Source organism: Pseudomonas sp. P5_B3 (genome assembly GCF_056400405.1).
This window is the reverse complement of record NZ_JBFULI010000001.1, coordinates 90,109-114,644: the sequence shown is the minus strand read 5'-3', so window position 1 is coordinate 114,644 and position 24,536 is coordinate 90,109. Positions and strand designations below refer to the sequence as shown.

General features: G+C 60.3%; 26 protein-coding genes and 1 other RNA gene. 14 read left to right on the top strand and 13 right to left on the bottom strand.

Annotation, left to right across the window (positions count from 1 at the left end; all coding sequences use genetic code 11):
- The first annotated feature begins 101 nt into the window (after positions 1-101).
- Positions 102-1,337: a sterol desaturase family protein gene (locus AC1DRN_RS00545; protein ID WP_223456490.1), complete on the top strand. Its 1,236-nt coding sequence runs from the start codon at positions 102-104 to the stop codon at positions 1,335-1,337.
- Here AC1DRN_RS00545 and AC1DRN_RS00540 read toward each other — a convergent pair.
- The gene (locus AC1DRN_RS00540; RefSeq protein WP_223456492.1) at positions 1,318-1,950 is read right to left on the bottom strand and encodes a DedA family protein; all 633 of its coding nucleotides are present in this window, start codon (positions 1,948-1,950) and stop codon (positions 1,318-1,320) included. The two genes, AC1DRN_RS00545 and AC1DRN_RS00540, sit on opposite strands and share 20 nt — an antisense overlap.
- A gap of 205 nt (positions 1,951-2,155) precedes the next feature.
- On the opposite strand from AC1DRN_RS00540, the gene hemB reads away from it, so the two are divergent.
- Both hemB and ppk1 read left to right on the top strand, forming a co-directional pair.
- Positions 2,156-3,169, top strand: a complete 1,014-nt coding sequence (gene hemB / locus AC1DRN_RS00535; protein WP_223456495.1) for a porphobilinogen synthase — start codon at positions 2,156-2,158, stop codon at positions 3,167-3,169.
- Positions 3,170-3,187: 18 nt separating this feature from the next.
- Complete coding sequence (ppk1, locus tag AC1DRN_RS00530; protein WP_223456497.1) at positions 3,188-5,416, top strand: polyphosphate kinase 1; 2,229 nt, start codon at positions 3,188-3,190, stop codon at positions 5,414-5,416.
- Between the two features lie 166 nt (positions 5,417-5,582).
- Here ppk1 and ppx read toward each other — a convergent pair whose 3' ends face one another.
- The 5 genes from ppx to AC1DRN_RS00505 all read right to left on the bottom strand — a co-directional run bounded on the left by ppx (position 5,583) and on the right by AC1DRN_RS00505 (position 10,167).
- A complete protein-coding gene (gene ppx, locus AC1DRN_RS00525) occupies positions 5,583-7,085 on the bottom strand; it encodes an exopolyphosphatase (protein ID WP_223456500.1) in 1,503 nt (500 codons plus the stop codon).
- A 234-nt stretch (positions 7,086-7,319) separates the two neighbouring features.
- Complete coding sequence (locus tag AC1DRN_RS00520; protein WP_223456502.1) at positions 7,320-8,057, bottom strand: amino acid ABC transporter ATP-binding protein; 738 nt, start codon at positions 8,055-8,057, stop codon at positions 7,320-7,322.
- Positions 8,044-8,694, bottom strand: a complete 651-nt coding sequence (locus tag AC1DRN_RS00515; protein WP_223456504.1) for an amino acid ABC transporter permease — start codon at positions 8,692-8,694, stop codon at positions 8,044-8,046. Before AC1DRN_RS00515 ends, AC1DRN_RS00520 begins: the two co-directional genes overlap by 14 nt.
- Positions 8,691-9,359, bottom strand: coding sequence for an amino acid ABC transporter permease (locus AC1DRN_RS00510; RefSeq protein WP_223456506.1), 669 nt, complete (start codon positions 9,357-9,359; stop codon positions 8,691-8,693). Before AC1DRN_RS00510 ends, AC1DRN_RS00515 begins: the two co-directional genes overlap by 4 nt.
- 22 nt (positions 9,360-9,381) lie before the next feature.
- Positions 9,382-10,167 carry a transporter substrate-binding domain-containing protein gene (locus AC1DRN_RS00505; protein WP_223456508.1) on the bottom strand — a complete coding sequence of 262 codons (786 nt, stop codon included), beginning with the start codon at positions 10,165-10,167 and terminating at the stop codon, positions 9,382-9,384.
- A 256-nt stretch (positions 10,168-10,423) separates the two neighbouring features.
- On the opposite strand from AC1DRN_RS00505, the gene AC1DRN_RS00500 reads away from it, so the two are divergent.
- The 5 genes from AC1DRN_RS00500 (at position 10,424) to AC1DRN_RS00480 (ending at position 15,664) form a co-directional block, all read left to right on the top strand.
- Entirely contained in the window at positions 10,424-11,131 is a 708-nt protein-coding gene (locus tag AC1DRN_RS00500; protein ID WP_223456510.1) for a FadR/GntR family transcriptional regulator, read from the top strand.
- Between the two features lie 121 nt (positions 11,132-11,252).
- Entirely contained in the window at positions 11,253-11,582 is a 330-nt protein-coding gene (gene trxA / locus AC1DRN_RS00495) for a thioredoxin TrxA (RefSeq protein ID WP_003206727.1), read from the top strand.
- A 247-nt stretch (positions 11,583-11,829) separates the two neighbouring features.
- Positions 11,830-13,089, top strand: coding sequence for a transcription termination factor Rho (rho, locus tag AC1DRN_RS00490; RefSeq protein WP_057712815.1), 1,260 nt, complete (start codon positions 11,830-11,832; stop codon positions 13,087-13,089).
- Between the two features lie 140 nt (positions 13,090-13,229).
- Entirely contained in the window at positions 13,230-14,696 is a 1,467-nt protein-coding gene (gene ubiD, locus AC1DRN_RS00485) for a 4-hydroxy-3-polyprenylbenzoate decarboxylase (protein WP_108217171.1), read from the top strand.
- Entirely contained in the window at positions 14,696-15,664 is a 969-nt protein-coding gene (locus AC1DRN_RS00480) for a CDP-6-deoxy-delta-3,4-glucoseen reductase (protein ID WP_223456512.1), read from the top strand. Before ubiD ends, AC1DRN_RS00480 begins: the two co-directional genes overlap by 1 nt.
- A 12-nt stretch (positions 15,665-15,676) precedes the next feature.
- Here AC1DRN_RS00480 and AC1DRN_RS00475 read toward each other — a convergent pair whose 3' ends face one another.
- A complete protein-coding gene (locus AC1DRN_RS00475) occupies positions 15,677-16,153 on the bottom strand; it encodes a sn-glycerol-3-phosphate transporter (protein ID WP_223456514.1) in 477 nt (158 codons plus the stop codon).
- A gap of 313 nt (positions 16,154-16,466) precedes the next feature.
- On the opposite strand from AC1DRN_RS00475, the gene AC1DRN_RS00470 reads away from it, so the two are divergent.
- Positions 16,467-17,135, top strand: coding sequence for a gamma-glutamylcyclotransferase (locus AC1DRN_RS00470; protein WP_223456517.1), 669 nt, complete (start codon positions 16,467-16,469; stop codon positions 17,133-17,135).
- Positions 17,136-17,257: 122 nt separating this feature from the next.
- Here AC1DRN_RS00470 and AC1DRN_RS00465 read toward each other — a convergent pair whose 3' ends face one another.
- Positions 17,258-18,235, bottom strand: coding sequence for an NADPH:quinone oxidoreductase family protein (locus AC1DRN_RS00465; RefSeq protein ID WP_223456519.1), 978 nt, complete (start codon positions 18,233-18,235; stop codon positions 17,258-17,260).
- Positions 18,236-18,385: 150 nt separating this feature from the next.
- Between AC1DRN_RS00465 and AC1DRN_RS00460 the strand changes: the two genes are divergently transcribed.
- Positions 18,386-18,793, top strand: coding sequence for a flagellar basal body-associated protein FliL (locus tag AC1DRN_RS00460; protein ID WP_223456521.1), 408 nt, complete (start codon positions 18,386-18,388; stop codon positions 18,791-18,793).
- A gap of 142 nt (positions 18,794-18,935) precedes the next feature.
- Here the strand turns inward: AC1DRN_RS00460 and AC1DRN_RS00455 are convergent, their stop codons facing one another.
- Positions 18,936-19,388: an EVE domain-containing protein gene (locus tag AC1DRN_RS00455; protein WP_223456523.1), complete on the bottom strand. Its 453-nt coding sequence runs from the start codon at positions 19,386-19,388 to the stop codon at positions 18,936-18,938.
- Between the two features lie 195 nt (positions 19,389-19,583).
- Between AC1DRN_RS00455 and AC1DRN_RS00450 the strand changes: the two genes are divergently transcribed.
- Positions 19,584-19,739 (top strand): hypothetical protein, encoded by a 156-nt coding sequence (locus tag AC1DRN_RS00450; protein WP_007978897.1) that lies wholly within the window; start codon positions 19,584-19,586, stop codon positions 19,737-19,739.
- Positions 19,740-19,774: 35 nt separating this feature from the next.
- Here the strand turns inward: AC1DRN_RS00450 and AC1DRN_RS00445 are convergent, their stop codons facing one another.
- From AC1DRN_RS00445 to AC1DRN_RS00430, 4 genes are all read right to left on the bottom strand, one after another.
- Positions 19,775-20,380: a 5-formyltetrahydrofolate cyclo-ligase gene (locus AC1DRN_RS00445; RefSeq protein ID WP_223456525.1), complete on the bottom strand. Its 606-nt coding sequence runs from the start codon at positions 20,378-20,380 to the stop codon at positions 19,775-19,777.
- 87 nt (positions 20,381-20,467) lie between these two features.
- Positions 20,468-20,646: non-coding RNA, 6S RNA (gene ssrS, locus AC1DRN_RS00440), on the bottom strand.
- Between the two features lie 30 nt (positions 20,647-20,676).
- Positions 20,677-20,994, bottom strand: a complete 318-nt coding sequence (locus AC1DRN_RS00435) for a cell division protein ZapA (RefSeq protein ID WP_008055229.1) — start codon at positions 20,992-20,994, stop codon at positions 20,677-20,679.
- Positions 20,991-21,200, bottom strand: a complete 210-nt coding sequence (locus tag AC1DRN_RS00430) for a TIGR02449 family protein (protein ID WP_007982902.1) — start codon at positions 21,198-21,200, stop codon at positions 20,991-20,993. Before AC1DRN_RS00430 ends, AC1DRN_RS00435 begins: the two co-directional genes overlap by 4 nt.
- 195 nt (positions 21,201-21,395) lie before the next feature.
- Here AC1DRN_RS00430 and AC1DRN_RS00425 point away from each other — a divergent pair, with 195 nt between their 5' ends.
- Genes AC1DRN_RS00425 through ubiH form a run of 3 tightly spaced genes read left to right on the top strand, consistent with a single transcriptional unit; the run spans position 21,396 to position 24,499 of the window.
- Positions 21,396-21,953, top strand: coding sequence for a YecA/YgfB family protein (locus tag AC1DRN_RS00425; RefSeq protein WP_223456527.1), 558 nt, complete (start codon positions 21,396-21,398; stop codon positions 21,951-21,953).
- A gap of 27 nt (positions 21,954-21,980) precedes the next feature.
- On the top strand, positions 21,981-23,315 hold the full coding sequence (gene pepP / locus AC1DRN_RS00420; RefSeq protein ID WP_223456530.1) for a Xaa-Pro aminopeptidase: 1,335 nt from the start codon (positions 21,981-21,983) through the stop codon (positions 23,313-23,315).
- On the top strand, positions 23,312-24,499 hold the full coding sequence (gene ubiH / locus AC1DRN_RS00415) for a 2-octaprenyl-6-methoxyphenyl hydroxylase (protein WP_223456532.1): 1,188 nt from the start codon (positions 23,312-23,314) through the stop codon (positions 24,497-24,499). Before pepP ends, ubiH begins: the two co-directional genes overlap by 4 nt.
- Positions 24,500-24,536: the final 37 nt, after the last annotated feature.

The following is a 24,536-nucleotide window of genomic DNA, read 5'->3' as shown; positions in this document are numbered from 1 at the left end:
ATTCATGGCGTTAAATGTCCACTAATTTGTCACTCGTTGCCATAGGGTTAATTCACGGCTACACATAGCATCTGTCCTCAAGATTCCGGTCAGGGCGCGTCATGGACTTCATTCTGTATGCGGTGCCGTTTTTCTTTGTGCTGATCGCCGTCGAACTGCTGGCCGACCGTTGGCGCGGGGTAAGTAATTATCGGGTGGCGGACGCGATCAACAGCATCAGCACCGGCGTGCTGTCGACCACCACGGGGTTGCTGACCAAAGGCGTGGGGCTGGTGACCTACGCGTTCGCCCTCAAGTACCTGGCGCTGTTCGAACTGTCGGTCGACAGTGTGTGGGTCTGGGTGTTCGCCTTTGTCTTCTATGACTTCTGCTACTACTGGCTGCACCGCATGGGCCACGAGCGCAACATCCTCTGGGCCGCCCATTCGGTGCATCACCAGAGTGAGGACTACAACCTGTCCACGGCGTTGCGCCAGACCAGTACCGGATTCCTGCTGAGCTGGATTTTCTATCTGCCGATGGCGGTGTTCGGCGTGCCGCTGCTGGTGTTCGTCAGCGTCGCGGCGCTGAACCTGCTGTACCAATTCTGGGTGCACACCCGGCACATTCCCAAGCTCGGCTGGTTCGAATGGTTCTTTGTCACGCCATCCAATCATCGGGCTCACCATGCACAGAACGCTCTCTACATGGATCGCAACTACGGCGGCGTGTTCATTATCTGGGACCGTCTGTTCGGCTCGTTCCAGGAAGAAGACGACAACGAGCCGGTGATTTTCGGCGTGACCACGCCGCTGGCGAGCTGGAATCCTGTGTGGGCGAACGTGCAGTTCTACGCGCAGTTATGGGCAGATGCGCGGCGTGCCGAGAGCACCTGGGACAAGCTGCGGATCTGGTTCATGCGCACCGGTTGGCGCCCGGCGGACGTGGCGGCCAAATACCCGGTGAACAAGCCGGACCTGAGCCAGTTCCGCAAATTCGAGGTGCCGCTGGACGGGCGTCAGCAGCTCTACGTCTTGTTGCAGTTCTGCGCCTACATCGCGCTGGGCAGCTACTTGATGAATCTTGAGCCGAAACTGCCAGTCGCCGCCCTGATGTTGGGCTGGGGGGTGGTGGCGTTCGGTCTGTTTGTGCTGGGCGTGGCCCTGGAGAGTCGCCCGTGGGCGTTGAAGCTGGAGTGGGTGCGGCTGGCGTCGAATCTGCCATTGGTATGGCTGGCCCCGATGGTGGGGTTGTGGCCGGCCAGCGCGGTGGGCTGGGTCGGCCTGCTCAGTTACAGCCTGTTCAGCGGCATCGGTCTCTACTGTTGCAGGAACCGCATCACTCGGTTGGCGTCGTAGGGCCTTCGGTATTGGTCTGTGCAGCTTTCAGGGCTTGTTCGTCGGCATAGACCTGCTTGGCCAGGCGGGCATTCTTGAAGCGCCGGCGCAGCCACAACACGAAGCCCAGGGCCAACAGGGCACCGAGTACCCAGAGTTCGTACTTCTTCACACTGCCGAGCATGCCTTCGAGCACGGCGCCGAAATGGTACGCGGCCGCCGCCAATGCGGCGGCCCAGATCGCCGCGCCAATTCCGTTGAGCAGCAGATAACGGCCCGGCGGATAGCCTGACAGCCCGATGGCCACCGGCATCACCGTACGCAAACCGTAGACGAAGCGGAAGCTCAGCACCCAGATGTCCGGATGCTTGCGAATGTGTTCCAGCGCCCGGTCGCCCATCATTTGCCAGCGCGGTTTGCGCGCCAGCAACTTGCGCCCGTGCTTGCGCCCCAGGAAATACCACAGTTGGTCGCCGGCATAGCTGCCGAAGAAGGCCACGACCACCACCAGGTTGATGTCCATGTATCCACGGAACGCGAGGAAGCCCGCGAGTACCAGAATGGTTTCGCCTTCGAAGAACGTGCCTAGGAAAAGGGCAAAATAGCCGAAGTCATGCAGAAATTGTTGGAGCATTGTCTGGGTGCTGGCGAAATGAACGCGCAGCCTAACCCTTCGGACACATTCAGGAAAGTGTCCAAATGTGTCTCGACGTGAACATTTCCTACAAGGACAATGGAATGCGGCTACCTGTCGCAGCGTGCACATAACTGTCACACGTTCGTCATAATGGCCGCTTATAACTGTCACGCTCGCACGTCTGCGGGCTCAGGAGTCTGCCGTGAGCTTTACCCCCGCCAATCGTTTGTTCCCCGCAACCCGCCTGCGCCGCAACCGTCGTGACGACTTCTCGCGTCGTCTGGTCCGTGAAAATGTCCTGACCGTCGATGATCTGATCCTGCCTGTATTCGTGCTGGATGGTGAAAACCGTCGCGAAGCGGTGGCCTCGATGCCGGGCGTCGAACGCCTGACCATTGACCTGTTGCTGGAAGAGGCAGCCAAGTGGGTCGAACTGGGGATTCCGGCGCTGGCGCTGTTCCCGGTAACACCCTCGGAGCTCAAGTCGCTGGACGCCGCCGAAGCGTGGAACCCGCAAGGCATCGCCCAACGCGCGACCCGTGCGCTGCGTGCGCAATTCCCTGAGCTGGGCGTGATCACCGACGTCGCCCTGGACCCGTTCACTACCCACGGCCAGGACGGCATTCTTGATGAAGAAGGCTACGTGCAGAACGACATCACCGTCGACGCACTGGTCAGGCAAGCCCTGTCCCATGCCGAAGCCGGCGCCCAGGTCGTGGCGCCATCGGACATGATGGACGGCCGCATCCAGGCGATCCGCGAAGCCCTCGAGGTGGCAGGTCACGTCAACGTGCGGATCATGGCCTACTCGGCCAAGTACGCCAGCGCCTATTATGGCCCGTTCCGCGATGCGGTCGGTTCGGCGCTGAACCTGGGCAAGGCCAACAAGGCCTCCTATCAGATGGACCCGGCCAACAGCAACGAAGCCCTGCACGAAGTGGCGGCGGACTTGTCAGAAGGTGCAGACATGGTCATGGTCAAGCCAGGCATGCCGTACCTGGACATCCTGTGCCGGGTAAAAGAAGAATTCAAAGTGCCGACGTTTGTTTATCAAGTCAGCGGCGAATACGCCATGCACATGGCGGCAATCCAGAATGGCTGGTTGAGCGAAGGGGTTATCCTCGAGTCCCTGACCGCTTTCAAACGTGCAGGGGCAGATGGCATCCTGACGTACTTTGCCGTTCGTGCCGCTCAATTGTTACGAGAGCAGAAATAGCCCTCCCAGGAACATTCGATGAATACCGAAGTACTCACTGAAGTTGCCGTTAAAGACGCTCAACCCGTGGTGGAGCAGGTCGACGAGACCCCGCCGGAGCTGGAGCCAGCTCCGCCCGCGGCGGTCGTCGAAACCGCTGCCGCTGCGCCAGCGCCGGCGGTGGCCATTCCCGGTCTGGATGACAGCAGCCTGTACATCCACCGCGAGCTCTCGCAACTGCAGTTCAACATCCGCGTGCTGGAGCAGGCGCTGGACGAGTCCTACCCGTTGCTGGAGCGGCTGAAGTTTCTGCTGATATTCTCCAGCAACCTGGACGAGTTCTTCGAAATTCGTGTCGCCGGCCTGAAGAAGCAGATCACCTTCGCCCGTGAACAGGCTGGCGCCGATGGTCTGCAACCGCACCAGGCCCTGGCCCGCATCAGTGAACTGGTTCACGGTCACGTCGATCGCCAGTACGCGATCCTCAACGACATTCTGTTGCCGGAGCTGGAAAAACATCAGGTCCGCTTCATCCGTCGCCGCTACTGGACGACCAAGCTCAAGACCTGGGTGCGTCGTTATTTCCGCGACGAGATCGCACCGATCATCACTCCAATCGGCCTCGACCCGACGCACCCGTTCCCGTTGCTGGTGAACAAGAGCCTGAACTTCATCGTCGAGCTCGAGGGCATCGACGCCTTTGGCCGCGATTCCGGCCTGGCGATCATCCCGGCGCCACGCCTGCTGCCGCGCATCATCAAGGTGCCGGAAGAAGTCGGCGGCGCAGGCGACAACTATGTGTTCCTGTCGTCGATGATCCACGCCCACGCCGATGACCTGTTTCAGGGGATGAAGGTCAAGGGCTGCTACCAGTTCCGCCTGACCCGGAACGCCGACCTGGCGCTGGATTCCGAAGACGTCGAAGACCTGGCCCGCGCCTTGCGCGGCGAACTGTTCTCCCGTCGCTACGGCGATGCGGTGCGCCTGGAAGTGGCTGACACTTGCCCGAAACACCTGTCCGACTACCTGCTCAAGCAGTTCAACCTGAGCGAGACCGAGTTGTATCAGGTCAACGGTCCGGTGAACCTGACGCGGCTGTTCAGCATCACTGGCCTCGACAGCCAGCGCGAGCTGCAATACCTGCCGTTCACCCCGCAGATTCCGAAACTGCTGCAAAACAGCGAGAACATTTTCAGCGTGATCAGCAAGCAGGACATCCTGCTGCTGCACCCGTTCGAGTCGTTCACCCCGGTGGTCGACCTGCTGCGCCAGGCCGCCAAGGACCCGCACGTATTGGCGGTGCGCCAGACGCTGTACCGTTCCGGCGCCAACTCGGAAATCGTCGATGCGCTGGTGGATGCGGCGCGTAACGGCAAGGAAGTCACGGCGGTGATCGAACTGCGTGCGCGGTTCGACGAAGAATCCAACCTGCAACTGGCCAGCCGTCTGCAAGCGGCCGGTGCAGTGGTCATCTATGGCGTGGTCGGCTTCAAGACCCACGCCAAGATGATGCTGATCCTGCGCCGCGAGGCCGGCGAGATCGTGCGTTACGCGCACCTCGGCACGGGTAACTACCACGCCGGCAACGCCCGCCTGTACACCGACTACAGCCTGCTGACCTCCGACGATGCCTTGTGCGAAGACGTTGGCAAACTGTTCAGCCAGTTGATCGGCATGGGTAAGACGCTGCGCATGAAGAAGTTGCTGCATGCGCCGTTCACCCTGAAAAAGGGCATGCTCGACATGATTGCCCGCGAGACCCAGTTCGCCCTCGACGGCAAACCGGCGCACATCATCGCCAAATTCAACTCGCTGACCGATCCGAAGATCATCCGCGCGCTGTACAAGGCCAGCCAGTCAGGCGTGCGCATCGATCTGGTGGTGCGTGGCATGTGCTGCCTGCGGCCGGGTATCACCGGGGTTTCCCACAACATCCACGTGCGTTCGATCATTGGCCGCTTCCTGGAGCACACCCGGGTCTTCTACTTCCTCAATGGCGGTGACGAGCAGATGTTCCTGTCCAGTGCCGACTGGATGGAGCGCAATCTCGACAAGCGCGTCGAGACTTGCTTCCCGGTGGAAGGCAAGAAGCTGATCATGCGGGTCAAGAAAGAACTGGAGTTGTATCTGACCGATAACACCCACAGCTGGAGTCTGCAGTCGGACGGTCGTTATGTCCGTAACACGCCGACCGGCAACCAGAACCCGCGCAGCGCCCAGGCTACGTTACTGGAGCGTTTGGGTAGTCCGATCCTGGCCGTCCGGTAACGCATATACCCTGTAGGAGCGAGCCTGCTCGCGATAGCGGAGTGTCAGTTGACATCAATGTTGGCTGATCCGACGCCATCGCGAGCAGGCTCGCTCCTACAGGTTTAGCTGTGTCTGCAGAATCTCGAATACAAAAAAGGCCTTCCGAAGAAGGCCTTTTTCAATTTCAGCGTGCGTTCAGCACAATATCGACGCGAGTGAGCCATTCCGCTTCGATGGCGAAGTCGGCCTGGGTCAGCTGGTTTTCGTCCAGCCAGTTGTCCGGGAACACCACTTCCAGGCTGTTGCCATAGGCGTTCAGTTCCACCTGGGGCATTTGCTGGGTGCCACGGATGTGGTGGAACAGGATCGCAAATCGCAGCAGCACGCACAGGCGAATCAGCTTGGTGCCGTCATCGCCGAACTCGGCGAACTTGTCCTTGGGAATGTTGCGACGATGGCCGCGCACCAGTAGCGCGAGCATCAACTGGTCTTCGCGGGAGAACCCGGCGAGGTCGGAGTGCTCGATCAGGTAGGCGCCGTGCTTGTGGTACTGGTAGTGAGCGATGTCCAGGCCCACTTCATGGACCTTGGCCGCCCAGCCGAGCAGTTCGCGCCAGACGCCGTCTTCCAGATCCCAGTCCGCGGCCACCTGATCGAACGCATGCAGCGCCTTGCGCTCGACCCGTACCGCTTGCTCTTGATCGACGTGGTAGCGCTCCATCAGCGAAGTGAGGGTGCGCTCGCGCACGTCTTCGTGATGATGGCGGCCCAGCAGGTCATAGAGCACGCCTTCGCGCAGGGCGCCTTCGCAGTGATCCATGCGTTGCAGTTCGAGGGCATCGAAGATCGCTTCGAGGATCGCCAGGCCGGCCGGGAAAATCGCCCGGCGATCCGGTTTGATTCCTTCGAAATCGATTTTCTCGACATCGCCCAGCTTGATCAGTTTGCGCTTGAGCCAGGCCAGGCCTTCGGCATTGACCTCGCCGGTGCCGTGGCCGCCAGCCTTCAGCGCCAGACCGATGGCGCGGATGGTGCCCGAGGAACCGATGGCTTCATCCCAGGTCAGGCGGTGCAAGGCGTGCTCGATGCTCATGATCTCCAGCCGCGCCGCGGTGTACGCCTGGGCGTAACGGGCCGGGGTGATCTTGCCGTCCTTGAAATAGCGTTGGGTGTAGCTGACGCAACCCATCTGCAGGCTTTCGCGCAGCAGCGGTTCGAAGCGCTGGCCAATGATGAATTCGGTACTGCCGCCGCCGATGTCGGCCACCAGGCGCTTGCCCGGGGTATCGGCGAGGGTGTGGGACACGCCGAGGTAGATCAGGCGCGCTTCTTCACGACCGGAAATGACTTCCACCGGGTGGCCGAGGATTTCTTCGGCGCGACGGATGAAGTCGGCGCGGTTGCGGGCTTCACGCAAGGCGTTGGTGCCGACGATGCGAACGGCGCCGGTGGGCATACCGCTGATCAGTTGGGCGAAGCGCTTGAGACAGTCGAGCCCGCGCTGCATGGATTCTTCGCTGAGATGGCGTTCTTCGTCGATGCCGGCGGCCAGTTGAACCTTCTCCCCGAGACGTTCGAGAATACGGATTTCACCGTTCTGGGCCTTGGCCACGACCATGTGAAAGCTGTTGGAGCCCAGGTCGATTGCGGCGATCAGGGACAGATTCTTGGCTTGGGATTGCGGCATGGTCAGGAGTCTCGGTCGATAACCTCGACATCGTGCCACGATCAAGGGCTGGCGCCAACGCACAGTGTTCAATGCCTTGATCCAGTGCAGCAAAGTCGGTGACCGCTGCGCGGTCAATCGCGAGCAAGCTCGCTCCCACCGGTTTTTGCGTCGGACACACAATCCTGTTCCAACATAGAACCCTGTGGGAGCGGGCTTGCCCGCGATGGGGCCATCACAGGCCCTCAAGAACTTTCAGACTGTCGCTTCCACAGTACCAATGAAATTCGCCAGCTCCGCCGTCTGCGGGTTGGCGAACAGTACTTTCGGATCCCCAACCTCATGCACCTTGCCCAGGTGCATGAACACCAGCTTGTCCCCAACTTCCCGGGCGAAGCGCATTTCGTGGGTGACCATGATCAGTGTCATGCCTTCCCTGGCCAGTTGCCGGACCACGCTCAGTACTTCATTGACCAGCTCCGGGTCCAGGGCTGAGGTGATTTCATCGCACAGCAGCACTTTCGGCGACATCGCCAGGGCACGGGCAATCGCCACCCGCTGTTGCTGGCCACCGGACAGCCGATCCGGGAAGGCATCGAACTTTTCCCCCAGCCCGACCCGTTCCAGCATTTGTCGCGCCAGTTCGGCGGCCTTGGCTTTCGGTACTTTTTGCACCACTTGCGGCGCGAGCATGACGTTTTCGCCCACGGTCAGGTGCGGGAACAGGTTGAACTGCTGAAACACCATGCCGACCTTCTGCCGCAGGCTGCGCAGATCGGCACGGGCAGCGTCGAGGTATTCGCCGTCGACTTCGATCACGCCGTCGTTGATCGACTCCAAGCCGTTGAGGGTGCGCAGCAGGGTGGATTTGCCCGAACCACTACGGCCGATGATCGCCACCACCTGGCCTTCCTCGATGCTCAGGTCGATGCCTTTGAGCACATGGTGATCGCCGTAGTATTTATGCAGGGCGGAAATTCTAAGCAGAGGCATGCAGTCTCCTTTCCAGGTAGCGCGCACTGAGCGACAAGGGATAACAGAGCAGGAAATAGCCGAGAGCGACGAGGCCGTAGACCATGAAGGGTTCGAAGGTGGCGTTGGCGAGCATGCCGCCGGTCTTGGTCAGTTCGGTGAAACCGATGATCGAGGTGACGGCGGTGCCTTTGATCACTTGCACGGAGAAGCCCACCGTCGGCGCCACGGCGATACGCAGGGCTTGCGGCAGGATCACGTAGCGCAACTGCTCCAACGGATTCAACGCCAGGCTCGACGAAGCCTCCCATTGGCCGTTGGGAATCGACTCGACGCAACCGCGCCAGATCTCCGCCAGGTAAGCACTGGTGAACAGCGTCAGCGCGATTGCGGCCGCCATCCACGGCGAAATCTCCAGCCCGGCCAGCGCCACGCCGAAAAACACCAGGAACAGCTGCATCAACAGCGGCGTGCCCTGGAACAGTTCGATGTAAGTGCGGGCGAAACTGCGCGGCAATGACTTTTTCGAAATGCGCATGACCATGATCAGCAAGCCGATCAGCCCGCCACCAATGAACGCCACCAGCGACAGCGCCAGCGTCCATTGCAGGCCCATGAGCAGGTTGCGCACGATGTCCCAGAAGGTGAAGTCGCTCATCGGCTGCTCCTTGCAATGAAGCGGTGGCCTATCCAGTTCAGCAACTGGCGGATCAGTAGCGCCATGCACAGGTACAGCAGCGTGGTCAGGGCGTAGGTTTCAAAAGCGCGAAAGTTGCGCGATTGAATGAAGTTGGCAGCGAAACTCAGCTCTTCGGTGGCGATCTGCGAACACACCGCCGAGCCGAGCATGACGATGATGATCTGGCTACTCAGCGCCGGCCAGACTTTGCCCAATGCTGGCAGCAGCACCACATGGCGGAACGCTTCGAAGCGCGTCATCGCCAGTGCCGCCGCGGCTTCCAGCTGGCCTCGGGGAATCGCCTGGATGCCGGCGCGGATGATCTCGGTGGAATAGGCGCCGAGGTTGATGACCATCGCCAACACCGCCGCCTGCCATTCGGAGATCTGCGCGCCCAGGGACGGCAAACCGAAGAAGATGAAAAACAACTGCACCAGAAATGGTGTGTTGCGGATCAACTCGACATAGACCGCGAAAATCCCCGCGAAAGGCCGGATGTTCCACGCTCGCACCAGCGCCCCGACGATGCCCAGCCCCACGCCGAGCACAGCGCCGATCGCTGTCAGCTCAAGGGTGAACAATGCACCACGCAGCAACAGGTCGGTGTTGTTCACCACCGGCAGGAAATCGAACTGATAAGCCATAAAACGTCTCCAGCGCGCCGAATCAGAGATCGGCCGGCAGCGGTTCTTTCAGCCAGGTCAGGGCGTTTTTCTCCAGTGCGCCGTCGCTCTTGGCGGTGATGAGGATCTGGTTGACCTTATCCAGCAGCGCCGGCTCGTTCTTGTTCACGCCGACGTAGACCGGCGAATCCTTGAGCTTCACTTTCAGCGCTGGCACGCGTTTCGGACTTTTCTCGCTGATCGCCACCATCACCACGTTGCCGCTGGCGATCAGGTCGACCTGGCCCGCGAGATACGCGGCGATGGTCGAGTTGTTGTCTTCGAAGCGCTTGATGGTCACGCCTTCGGGGGCGACCTTGGTCAGCTCAATGTCTTCGATGGCGCCGCGGGTGACGCTGATGGTCTTGCCCTTGAGATCGTCCAGACCTTTGACATTGGCGTCTGGCGGGCCGAACACGGCGAGGTAGAACGGCGCGTAGGCGCGGGAGAAGTCGATGACTTTTTCGCGTTCCGGGTTCTTGCCGAGGCTGGAGATCACCAGGTCGACCTTGCCGGTGGTGAGGAACGGGATGCGGTTGGTGCTGTTGACCGGGGTCAGTTCGAGTTTGACCTTGAGTTGGTCGGCCAGCAGTTTCGCGGTGTCGATGTCGAGTCCCCGGGGTTGCATGTCCGGGCCGACCGAGCCGAAGGGCGGGAAGTCCTGGGGCACGGCGACCTTGAGGACGCCGCGCTTGACCACATCGTCCAGACCGTCGGCGTGGGCGGGGACCTGGCTCAACAGCAGGCTGGCAAACAGGGCAGCGAGGAGGGCGCGGTAACGCTGGGTCATGGCAAATCTCCGAATCGACGAGGAGTGATTTCTGCGGATCGACAGAGCATGGGCCATGCCAACTTAGGGTTTTGGGGGCGCCAGAGCGCGGTTTTGCTGGTGCGGAACGGTCTTACTGGTCTGAACAGTCAGGTTGTATTTCGCACCCCGATAGCGCAGCCAGGAAAATTGTCGAACCCCCATGGGGCACGACTTGCCGGGCGTAGTGAATAGCTTTACAACTGAGCGCACATTGTCCTGGTTCGTTTGGAAAACCATGAATTCGATCTCCCGTGCCGTACCTGAAGTGGCGCTGCAGGCCATCCGCAAACTGATTACCGAGCAGGGCTTCGGACCGGGGGATGCCTTGCCCTCGCAACGGGACCTGGCGGTGCAATTGGGAGTTAGTCGGGCGTCGTTGCGCGAGGCGTTGTCATCGTTGAGTGCGCTGGGCGTGATCAGCATCCAGCCGGGCAAGGGCGTGTTCGTGCAGGCGCCGGTGGAGCTGCCGCGAGGCGAAGCAGCGCCAGGCTGGCCGTTCGCGGCGCAGGCTTCGCCGCTGGATATCTTCCAGTTGCGCTACGCGCTGGAGGGGTTTGCCGCGGGGCTGGCGGCCGTGACCTTGAGCACCGATGAACTCGATGCGCTGCAAGACAATGTCGCCGCCATGCGCAACGAACTGAAAGCCGCCGATTTCGAAGCGGCGGCGCGGCTGGACTTTGAATTCCACCGACGCATCCTGCTGGCCAGCGGCAATCAGGCGATGCTGAGTATCCTGACTGCCAGTGCCGACATCTTCCTGGAGAGTCAGAAGCTACCGTTCATCCGGGCCGAACGGGCCATGGAAACCTGGCAGGAACACCGCAAGATCCTTCGCGCGCTGGCGCGCCGAGCCTCTGGCGCCGCGCAGAAAGCCATGCACGAGCATGTGCGTAACGCGGCGTTGCGCACTGGAATCGCCTTCGTCGCTCCCGCCACGGCGTGACCTGGGCTATACCCAAACTCATGGAACACCATAGCGAGAGTCAATCAACTGCACCTTCCTGAACGAGGGAAGGGCGGCTATGATGGGCCACGTTTTTTTGCTTACAACCCTGGAGAATTCCATGAGCAGCGATCTTATCAAACACGTTAGCGACGCTAGCTTCGAGGCCGACGTACTCAAGGCTGAAGGCGCTGTACTGGTCGATTACTGGGCTGAGTGGTGCGGCCCTTGCAAAATGATCGCTCCTGTTCTGGACGAAATTGCCGAGACCTACAAAGGCAAGCTGACCGTTGCCAAGCTGAACATCGACGAAAACCAGGAAACCCCGGCCAAGCACGGCGTGCGCGGTATCCCGACCCTGATGCTGTTCAAGAACGGCAACGTTGAAGCGACCAAGGTCGGCGCACTGTCGAAGTCGCAACTGGCTGCTTTCCTCGACGCCAACATCTAAGCGTCGCCGCAAAGTGTCCTGAATAAGCCCCGCAAATAGCGGGGCTTTTTGCGTATTCAGGGCTAGACGCTCCTAAACTCAGGTGGTACATTCGGCCCCGCACTGGTTTCTCCATTGCCCCCTGCTAGCCGTCGCCGACGCACTCCTTTTCGAATAAGTACGCGATCCTGTCGCCTTCTCCGCGGCGCGGCCTCATTAAGCCAAAAGCTTAATTTCCCCCCTCCATAAATGATTACGTCATTCCTATATGAATCTGACTGAACTCAAGCAAAAGCCGATTACCGAACTGCTCGAATTGGCCGAACAGATGGGCATAGAAAATATGGCCCGTTCGCGCAAGCAGGACGTGATTTTCTCCCTGCTCAAGAAGCACGCGAAAAGCGGTGAGGAAATCTCCGGTGATGGCGTGCTGGAGATTCTCCAGGACGGCTTCGGCTTCCTGCGCTCCGCTGACGCTTCCTATCTCGCCGGTCCGGACGATATCTACGTCTCGCCGAGCCAGATCCGTCGTTTCAACTTGCGCACCGGTGACACCATCGTTGGCAAGATCCGTCCTCCGAAGGAAGGCGAGCGTTATTTCGCGTTGCTCAAGGTCGACACCATCAACTTCGACCGTCCGGAAAACGCGAAAAACAAGATTCTCTTCGAGAACCTGACCCCGCTGTTCCCGACCGTGCGCATGAAGATGGAAGCCGGCAACGGTTCCACCGAAGACTTGACCGGTCGAGTCATCGACCTGTGCGCCCCGATCGGTAAAGGCCAGCGCGGCCTGATCGTTGCACCGCCGAAAGCGGGCAAGACGATCATGCTGCAGAACATTGCCGCGAACATCGCGCGTAACAATCCTGAAGTTCACCTGATCGTGCTGCTGATCGACGAACGTCCGGAAGAAGTGACCGAAATGCAGCGCACCGTGCGCGGCGAAGTGGTTGCCTCGACGTTCGACGAGCCGCCAACCCGCCACGTGCAGGTTGCCGAAATGGTGATCGAGAAGGCCAAGCGCCTGGTCGAGCACAAGAAAGACGTGGTGATCCTGCTCGACTCCATCACCCGTCTGGCTCGCGCCTACAACACCGTGATCCCGAGCTCCGGCAAGGTACTGACCGGTGGTGTCGATGCCCACGCCCTGGAGAAACCGAAGCGTTTCTTCGGCGCCGCGCGGAACATCGAAGAAGGCGGCTCGCTGACCATCATCGCCACCGCGCTGGTTGAAACCGGCTCGAAGATGGACGAAGTGATCTACGAGGAATTCAAAGGCACCGGCAACATGGAGCTGCCGCTGGATCGTCGTATCGCTGAAAAGCGCGTGTTCCCGGCCATCAACATCAACCGTTCCGGCACCCGCCGCGAAGAGTTGCTGACCGCCGACGACGAGCTGCAGCGCATGTGGATTCTGCGCAAGCTGCTGCACCCGATGGATGAAATCGCTGCCATCGAGTTCCTGGTCGACAAGCTGAAAACGACCAAGACCAACGATGAGTTCTTCCTGTCGATGAAGCGCAAGTAAGTCGAGCAGGCACAAAAAGCCGGGGAAACCCGGCTTTTTGCTATCCGATTTTTGATCAGGTGGCAGTTCGTGGTTCTGAACCGAAGGGTTCGGCGCTAAACTGCCTGCCCCGAACGCCACGGCCAACACGAGGCTCACGCATGCAGTATCGCGACTTGCGCGACTTTATCAGCGGCCTGGAACAGCGCGGTGAACTCAAGCGCATCCAGGTTCCGGTGTCCCCAGTACTGGAAATGACCGAGGTCTGCGACCGCACCTTGCGCGCCAAGGGTCCGGCCCTGCTTTTCGAAAAACCCACCGGTTATGACATTCCCGTGCTCGGCAACCTGTTCGGCACCCCCGAGCGCGTGGCATTGGGCATGGGCGCCGAGGCAGTCAGCGAACTGCGCGAAATCGGCAAGCTGCTGGCGTTCCTCAAGGAACCCGAGCCGCCGAAAGGCTTGAAGGATGCCTGGTCCAAGCTGCCGATCTTCCGCAAGATCATTTCGATGGCGCCGAAAGTCGTCAAGGACGCGGTGTGCCAGGAAGTGGTCATCGAAGGCGACGACGTCGACCTGGCCATGTTGCCGGTGCAGACCTGCTGGCCGGGCGACGTTGGCCCGTTGATCACCTGGGGCCTGACCGTCACCAAAGGCCCGAACAAGGATCGCCAGAACCTCGGCATCTATCGTCAGCAAGTGATCGGTCGCAACAAGGTCATCATGCGCTGGCTGAGCCATCGTGGCGGCGCGCTGGATTACCGCGAATGGTGCGAGAAGCATCCCGGCCAGCCGTTCCCGGTATCTGTGGCATTGGGCGCGGACCCGGCAACCATCCTTGGTGCCGTGACTCCGGTTCCCGACAGCCTTTCCGAATACGCTTTCGCCGGCCTGTTGCGCGGCAACCGCACCGAGCTGGTGAAATGCCGCGGCAATGACCTGCAAGTGCCGGCCACCGCCGAAATCATCCTCGAAGGCGTGATCCATCCGGGCGAAATGGCCGATGAAGGCCCGTACGGCGACCACACCGGTTACTACAACGAAGTCGACAGCTTCCCGGTATTCACCGTCGAGCGCATCACCCACCGGATCAAACCGATCTACCACAGCACCTACACCGGCCGTCCACCGGATGAACCGGCGATTCTCGGCGTTGCGCTGAACGAAGTGTTCGTGCCGATCCTGCAGAAGCAGTTCCCGGAGATCACCGATTTCTACTTGCCGCCCGAAGGCTGCTCGTACCGCATGGCCATCGTGACCATGAAGAAGTCGTATCCGGGCCACGCCAAGCGGGTAATGCTGGGTGTCTGGTCGTTTTTGCGACAGTTCATGTACACCAAGTTCGTTATCGTCACCGACGACGATATCAACGCCCGGGACTGGAACGACGTGATCTGGGCCATCACCACGCGCATGGATCCCAAGCGCGACACGGTGATGATCGACAACACGCCGATCGACTACCTGGACTTCGCTTCGCCGGTGTCCGGCCTGGGTTCGAAAATGGGCCTCGATGCCACACATAAATGGCCGGGCGAAACCACCCGCGAGTGGGGCAGGGTCATCGTCAAGGACGATGCCGTGACCCAGCGGATCGATGCCATCTGGAATCAGTTAGGAATAGATTGATGCGTGTAACCTTGCAGCCCTCCGGAGCAGTGCTTGAGATATTGCCCGGCGAGCGGATTCTCGATGGCGCACGACGTCTGGGCTACGAATGCCCGCAAAGCTGCCGCAACGGCAATTGCCACGTGTGCGCCGCGCTGCTGGTGGAAGGGCGGGTCGAGCAGGCCGGCAATGTGCGTGATCATGGCGAGTTCTACACTTGCATAGCGGAGCCGCTGGAAGACTGCATCGTGCTGTGGGATGGCGTGCTCGCCTTGGGAGAACTGCCGGTGCGCAGCGTGTCGTGTCAGGTCATTGAGTGCAAGGACGTGGGCGGCGACACCTGGCGCGTGCGTCTGCGGGCTCCGGCCGGTAAACCGCCACGCTACCACGCCGGTCAGTACCTGATGATCGAACGCGAGAACGGCGAAAAGTCCGCCTTCTCCCTCGCCTCGGCACCGCATGCGGGACGCGACCTGGAAATCCACGTGCTGGCGCGCGAATCCAGTGCGCTGGGTCTGATCGAACAGCTTCAGCGCAACAGCATGGTGCGGGTCGAGTTGCCGTTTGGCGATACCCACCTGGAAGAGTTGCCGGACGGTCCTCTCGTGCTGATCGCCGCTGGCACCGGCATGGGCCAGATCCATGGCCTGATCGAACATTGCCGGGCCTCGGGTTTCAAACATCCGGTGCACCTGTATTGGGGCGTGCGTCGTCCAGAAGACTTTTATCAAGTCGAGCATTGGGACGAATGGCTGAAGCTGCCCAATCTGTTCCTGCACAAGGTCGTCAGCGATCAATGCAACTGGGAAGGGCGTTGCGGCATGTTGCATGAAGCGGTCTGTGAAGACTTCCCTGACCTCAAGCCGCTGCACGTGTACGCCAGCGGCTCTCCGGCCATGGTCTACGGCACGCTGGATGCGCTGGTGGAAGCGGGAATGGATGCGCATCAGATGCGTGCCGACGTTTTTGCCTACGCACCACGCTCGTAGGTCAGCGAGGGGTCAGAAGCGCACGCCAGTGGTCACCATGGCGGCGTTGAAGCCGAGCAACACCAGCTCGGCTGCCACCGGACCGTAATGTGTGCCCAGTGAGGGGATGATCGCCGGTGCGACCCCGAAGCGATTCAGGGGGATCTTGTCCTTATGTTTGCCACGGTAGCCTTCCAGCAGGCCGCCCGTGAATTTGATATACACGGGATAGGAGGCGCTTTCGTAGCGTTTACCCGCGTAGACATAATGTGAGCGCTGACTGTACGAATTGCGAAAAGTGGCAGCGCCAAACAGCCAATCGGACGCATCGATACGTTCAAGACCAATAAGATCCTGATTGTTGTTGTGCCTGGGGTCGGGCGAATAGTGCTTCGTATAAACACTGGTCTGCAAATACCAGGAACCGGTGTCGTTTGAGCTTGCATGCTGTGCCAGCGCCAATGGCGCCAAGACCATCGACAGCACTGCGTAAAACCATGGTTTTTTCATCGGCGGCCCCCTGTGAAGGCAGTCTGGCTTGCGCCTGTGTGGCCGTTATACGCGACGCCCGATGGAGGCCGGAAGGCGACAAATCTGAAGGGGGAGTAGGACGTTTCTGGCAGGCGGCTTTATTCCCGGAAGGACTCAATGCTTATGCATATTTCATTCTGGTATTTAAGATATTTGCAGAATGACATTAGGGTATATAGACAGTCAGGTAAACGTCCTTTATCACTTTTAGTTTTACCTTTACTGCTATATGTTCTATTACATTAATAGTGTTTACATTTTGTAATGCTTGCGGGGCCGAACAACTGTTGCCATGAGCGCCATTGAATCTGCTTTTTTGAATCTGGCTTACCCTCCGCGGCTCGATCTGGGGCCGCAGCTCACTCACGAACAACTGCTCAGCTCGATGCAATCGACCATGGCGCGCCACAAGGGCGGGCCGGTGTGGCTGTTTGCGTATGGTTCGCTGATCTGGCGACCTGAATGCACGGCGGTTGAACGGGTTCGCGGCCGGGTGCATGGCTACCATCGCGGGTTATACCTGTGGTCCCACGAACATCGCGGCACACCGGAAATGCCCGGCCTGGTGTTTGGCCTGGATCGCGGCGGTTCTTGCAGCGGTTTCGCCTATCGCTTGCCCGAAGAGCAACTCGAAGCATCGCTTTATGCACTTTGGCAGCGCGAGATGCCATTCCCTTCCTACCGCCCGCACTGGCTCAACTGCCGTCTCGAAGATGGCAGCCAGGTACAGGCATTGGGTTTTGTGCTGGAGCGACACCTGCCCAGTTATGCCGGCAACTTGCCGGACCATGTTCTGAGCCATGTGTTCGAAAACGCCTGCGGGCGCTACGGAACCACTCGCGATTATGTCGAGCAGACCGCGCATGCCCTGCGCAGCCACGCCATGCCAGACCGGAATCTGGAGGCGCGGCTCAAGCGCTGTAAATCGAAGTCTGACCAGGCGAATGTCGCGCGGCCCTGACTGGAGACTGGTTCGCAACACATGAGCTTTTTGCCTGAAGATCTTCGCCAGTTGCTTTGATCTACGTGCCAATGAAAAGCGATCTGAATGACGTCTTTCGAAGTTCAGATCGCTTGCCTCGCTCAGCGAACCTGCACAACAACCTTCCCGACCGCCTTGCGTTGGCCAAGATCATTGATGGCTTGCGCCGCATTGCTCAATGGATAAACCCGCGACACCAGCGGTTTCAACTTGCCTTCGGCAAACCAGCCGAACAGTTGCTGGAAGTTCGCCGCGTTGTCTTGCGGCTGACGTTGGGCGAACGAGCCCCAGAACACGCCGAGCACTGCTGCGCCCTTGAGCAGGGCCAGGTTCACCGGTAGCTCAGGAATGCGCCCACTGGCAAAACCGACCACCAGCAGGCGGCCGTTCCAGGCGATGGCGCGGATGGCCTGGTCGAACAGGTCGCCGCCTACCGGATCGTAGATCACGTCAGCGCCCTGGCCGTCGGTCAGGCGCTTGATTTCGTCCTTCAGGCTGGTTTCGCTGTAGTTGATCAGTTCGTCGGCGCCGGCGGCCTGGGCCACGGCGAGTTTCTCTGCGCTGCTGGCTGCGGCGATCACCCGGGCGCCCATGGCTTTGCCGATTTCCACCGCCGCCAGGCCGACACCGCCGGAGGCGCCAAGCACCAGCAGGGTTTCGCCAGGTTGCAGGTTGCCGCGCTGCTTGAGGGCGTGCATCGAGGTGCCGTAGGTCATGCTGAAGGCGGCGGCGGTGTTGAAGTCCATGGACGGCGGGATCGGCAACACGTTGTAGCCCGGCACGACGACCTGTTCGGCAAAGCTGCCCCAGCCGGTCAGGGCCATGACCCGGTCACCGACTTTCAAGTGGCTGACCTTTTCGCCCACGGCGCTGACCACACCGGACGCTTCGCCACCCGGAGAGAACGGGAAGGGCGGCTTGAATTGGTATTTGCCCTCGATGATCAACGTGTCGGGGAAGTTGACCCCGGCGGCGTGCACGTCCAGCAGGATTTCATTCTTCTTCGCGACAGGACTGGCGACGTCTTCCAGCACCAGCGATTCGGCAGGGCCGAAGGCTTTGCACAGCACGGCTTTCATCAGGGCTATTCCTTTGGGAGTGATGGCCGATAAGTGTAGGTGTGTGAGTTGATGGGTCAACGAGCATGCCTGGCCCTGATAGTCAGCCATAAGCTTGTGCTGGCGTGACGGGTCGTTATGCTAGGCCGCAAACCGGATAAGGAGCGAATTTTGAAAGCGTGGATCATGTTGATGCTGGCCCTGTCTCTGCCTGTGACAGCGGTGGCCGAAGAAGCCAAAGAGGATGCAGCTCCGAAGGTCAGTTACATCACCCTGAGCCCGCCGTTCGTGGGTAACTACGGGCTGGACGGCACGCCGAAACTGAAGGTCTACAAGGCCGATGTGGCGTTGCGGGTGACCGGTGACGAGGCGGCCAAAGCGGTGAAGGCCAATGAGCCTTTGATCCGCAATCAATTGGTCGCGCTGTTCGCCCAGCAGACTACCGAGACGATGAACAACGTCGAGGCCAAGGAAAAGCTGCGTCAGGAAGCGTTGAAGCAGACCCAGCAGGTGATGAACGACGAAACCGGTAAGCCGGTGGTTGAGGACTTGTTGTTCAACAACTTGATCATTCAGTAAGTTTTTCGCTGCTCCTGCCGGCCTMATCGCGAGCAAGCTCGCTCCCACAGGGTTCTGTGATGGATATGTGATTGTGCTTCAACACAAATCCACTGTGGGAGCGAGCTTGCTCGCGATTAGGCCAGTCTTGGCGATAAATGACTCAAGGTTTTAAAGCGATCACCGCCGCCCACTGCTCCGGGGTTACTGGCATCACCGACAGCCGCGAACCTTTCTGCACCAGCGGCAACTCGGCCAGCGCCGTCTGCTGCTTCAGGTAATCCAGCTTCAACACCCGGACAAACGTCTCGACATGCGCGACATCGATCGCGCTCCAGGCATTTTTGTCCGGGGTGGCCTTCGGGTCAAAATAATGGCTCTGCGGCTCCAGTGCCGTCGGGTCCGAATACGCGGCTTCGATAATTTTGCCGATTCCGGCAATACCAGGCTCAGGGCAGCTGGAATGATAGAAAAAGAACTCGTCCCCCACCGCCATGGCCCGCAGGAAATTGCGTGCCTGATAGTTGCGAACCCCGTCCCAGCGCGCTTTACCGAGCTTTTCCAGTCCTTTGATCGAGAGTTCGTCGGGCTCGGATTTCATCAGCCAATAGGCCATGTCTGTTGCTCCTTGCGTGGTGATTGAGCAGCTTGTCGGCAATTTTATGACAAACCGACAGTCGGTTGACGTCAGCATTTGCGCAGCGGTTCACGTTGTCGCAAAATGCCGGCCTTTAAAGCTTGACGCTGCTGCACGGCCTACAAACGGAAACCGCTGCTGTCATCGTGTAGATATGCCTTTGGGGGGTAATCGATGAAACGCAAACCGGATTTACTATGGATTTTGGTCATTTTGTTTGGCCTTGGCGTCGTGACCACTGGCTATGCCCAAAGCCTGTGGGCCAGCAAGACCGATGCACCAGTCGAGCTCGCCCAATTGCAGCAACAGTCGACAGCCTTCAAGCGCTGATCCTGTTGCCTCGGCGTCGCTGATCGAAGTGGCGCCTACCCTGCGTAATACCAGGCCTTGTCCGTCACCGTTCCTTGTAGCGGCACATCCCAGCTTGCCTGAGCCAATCGCCCCACCTTCTGACATTCATGGGCAAGTCCCAACAGCGTCGGCTTGCGCCAGTCGTTTCGTCGCGCCAGGTAGGCCAGGCTCCGATCATAGAAACCGCCGCCCATCCCCAAGCGTCCGCCGACATCGTCAAACCCCACCAAGGGCAACAACACCAGGTCCAGCGCCCAGATCTTGCGTTGCCGGGCGAGGTTGGCCCGTGGTTCGAGAATGCGGAAGCGGTTGGGTTTGAGCTTTTCCCCGGGTCGGATGCGCTGGAACACCATTTTGGTTCGCGGCCAGGCGCTCAGGACCGGCAGATAGGTGGCCTTGCCCCGGCGCTGTGCGGCACGCAGCAACAGGCGTGGATCGATTTCACCGTCGGTCGGCAAGTAGAGCGAGATGTGTCTGGCGCGGCGGAACAGCGGTTGCTGGGCCAATTGCCTGTACAGCCCGCGAGCGGCCTGGCGCTGCTGGCTGGGGGTCAGTGCGCGGCGGGCCTTGCGCAGCATGCGTCGAAGTTGCGGGCGGGGGAGCAGCGCAGGTTCGGTCATGTATTCGGGCTTCAACAGTGCGGATACGTGAAGCGTACCCGTAAAAACGCCAATGCCGGTATCAAAACCGGCATTGGACTGGAAATCAGGCTCCCCGAATGTGCCGCTGTCGACTTAGCCCTTGAACCCGAAAGTTCAAGGTGGAAGATGCAGTAGGCTTTAAGGCTTTCCGTCTAGCGGACATGCACACCAGCCCAACGTGCAACCTCCAGGGTATAGCAAATCGGCTCAGGGACATCGCCAACTGGCAAGCACCCCAGGGAGTGAGGGGATTATACCGCAAGCGGCGGCGCGAATCAGCCCTTGGTGACGTCCGGATCGGTGGCGAGCACCAGATCGACACGATCGAGCAGGTCACGCACCTGTTCGCGGGTCGAACCGCTGGCCTGGATATCCGGGCGTTCTTCCTTGTGTAGCAGGTCGTGGGTGATGTTCAGCGCTGCCATCACGGCGATACGGTCGGCGCCGATGACTTTGCCGCTGCTGCGGATCTCGCGCATCTTGCCGTCCAGATAACGGGCAGCGCTGACCAGATTACTGCGCTCTTCCTGAGGGCAGATGATCGAATACTCTTTGTCGAGGATCTGCACGGTGACGCTATTGCTTGAACTCATGAGTCTTGCTCCAGGGCCTTGAGGCGCGAAATCATCGATTCGACCTTACGCCGGGCGATTTCGTTTTTTTCAATGAGGTGCGCGCGTTCCTCGCGCCAGGTCTTTTCCTGAGCTAGTAAGAGTCCGTTTTGACTCTTAAGTTGCTCGACTCGTGTAATCAGCAGCTCGAGTCTGGCCATCAGCGCTTGCAGGTCGGTGTCTTCCATTGTCTTCACTGTCTGATGGGTGTTGGACTTGTAGGAGCGAGCTTGCTCGCGATGGTCGCCAACGTTAACGCCGGGTCCCTGACACCCCGTGGTGTTCTCGGGTTCATCGCGAGCAAGCTCGCTCCTACAGGGGTAGTCGATGTAGGATACAAGGCCTTCATTCTAGACATAGCGCCGTCTGGCGCCTAGCTGCCCATGACCATTCAGAATTCCCCGTACCAAGGCTTCGCCACCCTGCTGACTTCCAGCGGTCACAACGTCTCGCCTGCCGAACTGCATGGCCTGTTGCTCGGTCGCAGCTGCGCCGGCGCCGGTTTCGACGCCGAAGGCTGGCTGATCGACGCCGCCGAACTGCTCGAAAGCGAGCCGCAGGACAACGTTCGCAACGCCCTGATCGGCCTGCAAGAGATGGTCAAGGGCGAGCTCACCGGCGATGACGTGACCGTCGTTCTGCTGTTGCCGACCGACGACGCCCCGCTCACCGAGCGTGCCGTCGCACTGGGCCAGTGGTGCCAGGGCTTCCTCAGCGGTTTCGGCCTGAATTGCCGTGACAGCAGCATGCTGAGCACCGAGGCCACCGAAGTGTTGCAGGACCTCGCGGCCATTTCCCAGGTGCAGGATGCCCTGGAAGAGTCCGAAGACGGCGAGAGCGACTACATGGAAGTCATGGAATACCTGCGCGTCGCACCGCTGCTGCTGTTCTCCGAGACCAAAAAAGACGTGTCGGCCGCCGCCAAGCCGTCTCTGCACTAATCGTTTGCCAGGGAACGCCATCTGCCCATGATCCACATCCCGAAATCGGAATACAGCCGTCGCCGCAAGGCCCTGATGGCGCAGATGGAACCCAACAGCATCGCCATCCTGCCCGCCGCCGCGGTGGCCATTCGTAACCGCGACGTCGAGCACGTTTACCGTCAGGACAGCGACTTTCAGTACCTCAGCGGTTTTCCCGAGCCCCAGGCCGTGCTGGTGTTGATGCCGGGGCGTGTGCATGGCGAATACATCCTGTTCTGCCGCGAACGTAACGCCGAGCGCGAGCTGTGGGATGGTCTGCGTGCCGGGCAGGAAGGCGCGATTCGCGACTTCGGCGCCGACGACGCCTTTCCCATCACCGATATCGACGACATCCTGCCGGGCCTGATCGAAGGCCGTGACCGGGTGTATTCGGCCATGGGCAGCAATCCCGAATTCGACCGCCACCTGATGGAGTGGATCAACGTGATCCGCTCCAAGGCCAACCTTGGTGCCCAGCCGCCGAACGAATTCGTTGCCCTGGATCATCTGCTGCACGACATGCGCCTGTATAAATCGGCGGCAGAAGTAAAAGTGATGCGCGAGGCGGCGCGGATTTCCGCCCGGGCGCACGTACGGGCAATGCAGGCCTGTCGCGCCGGGTTGCACGAATTCAGCCTGGAAGCCGAGCTCGATTACGAATTCCGCAAGGGCGGGGCGAAGATGCCGGCCTACGGGTCGATCGTCGCGGCGGGGCGCAACAGCTGCATCCTGCATTACCAGCAGAATGACGCGGTGCTCAAGGACGGTGATCTGGTGCTGATCGATGCCGGTTGCGAGATCGATTGTTACGCCAGCGACATCACCCGGACCTTTCCGGTCAGCGGCAAGTATTCAGCGGAACAGAAAGCGATTTACGAATTGGTGCTGGCCTCACAGGAGGCTGCCTTTGCCGAAATCGCCCCGAACAAACACTGGAACCAGGCTCACGAAGCGACGGTCCGGGTCATAACGGCCGGGCTGGTCAAGCTGGGGCTGCTTCAGGGCGATGTTGGCGAACTGATCGCCAGCGAAGCCTACAAAGCGTTTTACATGCACCGCGCCGGTCACTGGCTGGGCCTGGATGTACATGACGTCGGCGAATACAAGGTCGGCGGCGAATGGCGCGTGCTGGAAGTCGGCATGGCGCTGACCGTGGAGCCGGGGATCTATATCGCTGCGGACAACCAGAGCGTGGCGAAGAAATGGCGCGGCATTGGCGTGCGCATCGAGGACGACGTAGTGGTCACCAAAACCGGCTGTGAAATATTGACGAACGGCGTGCCGAAAACCGTCGCCGAGATCGAGGCCCTGATGGCCGCCGCGCGGACACAAGCGGCATGAGTCGAGTCAATCTGGCAATCATCGGTGGCGGGCTGGTCGGTGCGAGTCTGGCGCTGGCCCTGCAAGCTGGAGCCAAGGCCCGGGGCTGGAAGATCGTGCTGATCGAACCGTTCGCCCCCGGCGACACGTATCAACCGAGTTACGACGCCCGTTCTTCGGCGTTGTCCTTCGGTTCCCGGCAAATTTATCAACGGCTGGGCGTCTGGCAGGAAGTCTCCCGCCGCGCCGAACCGATCAAGCAGATTCATGTTTCCGACCGTGGGCGTTTCTCGACGGCGCGGTTGTCGGCGATGGAAGAGGGCGTTCCAGCACTGGGTTATGTCGTTGAAAACGCCTGGCTCGGCCAATGCCTGTGGCAAGGCCTGGACAAGGACGTGATCAGTTGGCGCTGCCCGGCGGAAGTCACCCGCATGGAGCCGCTGACCGATGGCTATCGCCTGACCCTCAATGATGAAACCACCCTGGAATGCGACCTCGCAGTGCTCGCCGATGGTGGCCGCTCCGGCCTGCGCGAGCAATTGGGGATCGGCATCCGCAAGCGTCCGTACAACCAGAGCGCGCTGATCGCCAACATCACCCCGAGCGAAGCCCACAACGGCATGGCTTTCGAGCGTTTCACCGACGAAGGCCCGATGGCGTTGCTGCCGCTTCCGGATAATCGCTGCGCACTGGTCTGGACCCGCCTGGGCATGGACGCGCAACGCCTGGCGGCCCTTGATGAGCGCAGTTTCCTCAGTGAATTGCAGGGCGTATTCGGTTATCGCCTCGGCACGTTGAAGCAGGTCGGTGCACGGCACTTGTATCCGCTGACGCTGGTCGAAGCCGAAGAACAGGTGCGTCCGCACCTGGCGGTGCTCGGCAATGCGGCGCACAGCCTGCATCCGATTGCCGGCCAGGGGTTCAACCTGTCCCTGCGCGATGCCGATGCCTTGGCCGCAGCACTGCTCGCCAGCGACAAACCGCTGGGCGACTTCGCCACGTTGCAGGCTTATCGCGAGCGTCAGCGTCTGGATCAAAATCTCACCGTAGGCTTCTCCGATCAGGTCACGCGCCTGTTCGGCAGTACTCAGCCGCTGGTATCCCTGGGGCGCAACATCGGACTGCTCGGCCTCGATCTGTTGCCACCGGCCAAACGCTGGTTTGCCCGACAGGCGATGGGTCTGGGTACGCGACCGGATGCGTAACGGGTCGATCCGCCGGTTCGGCAAGGCGCGATTGATA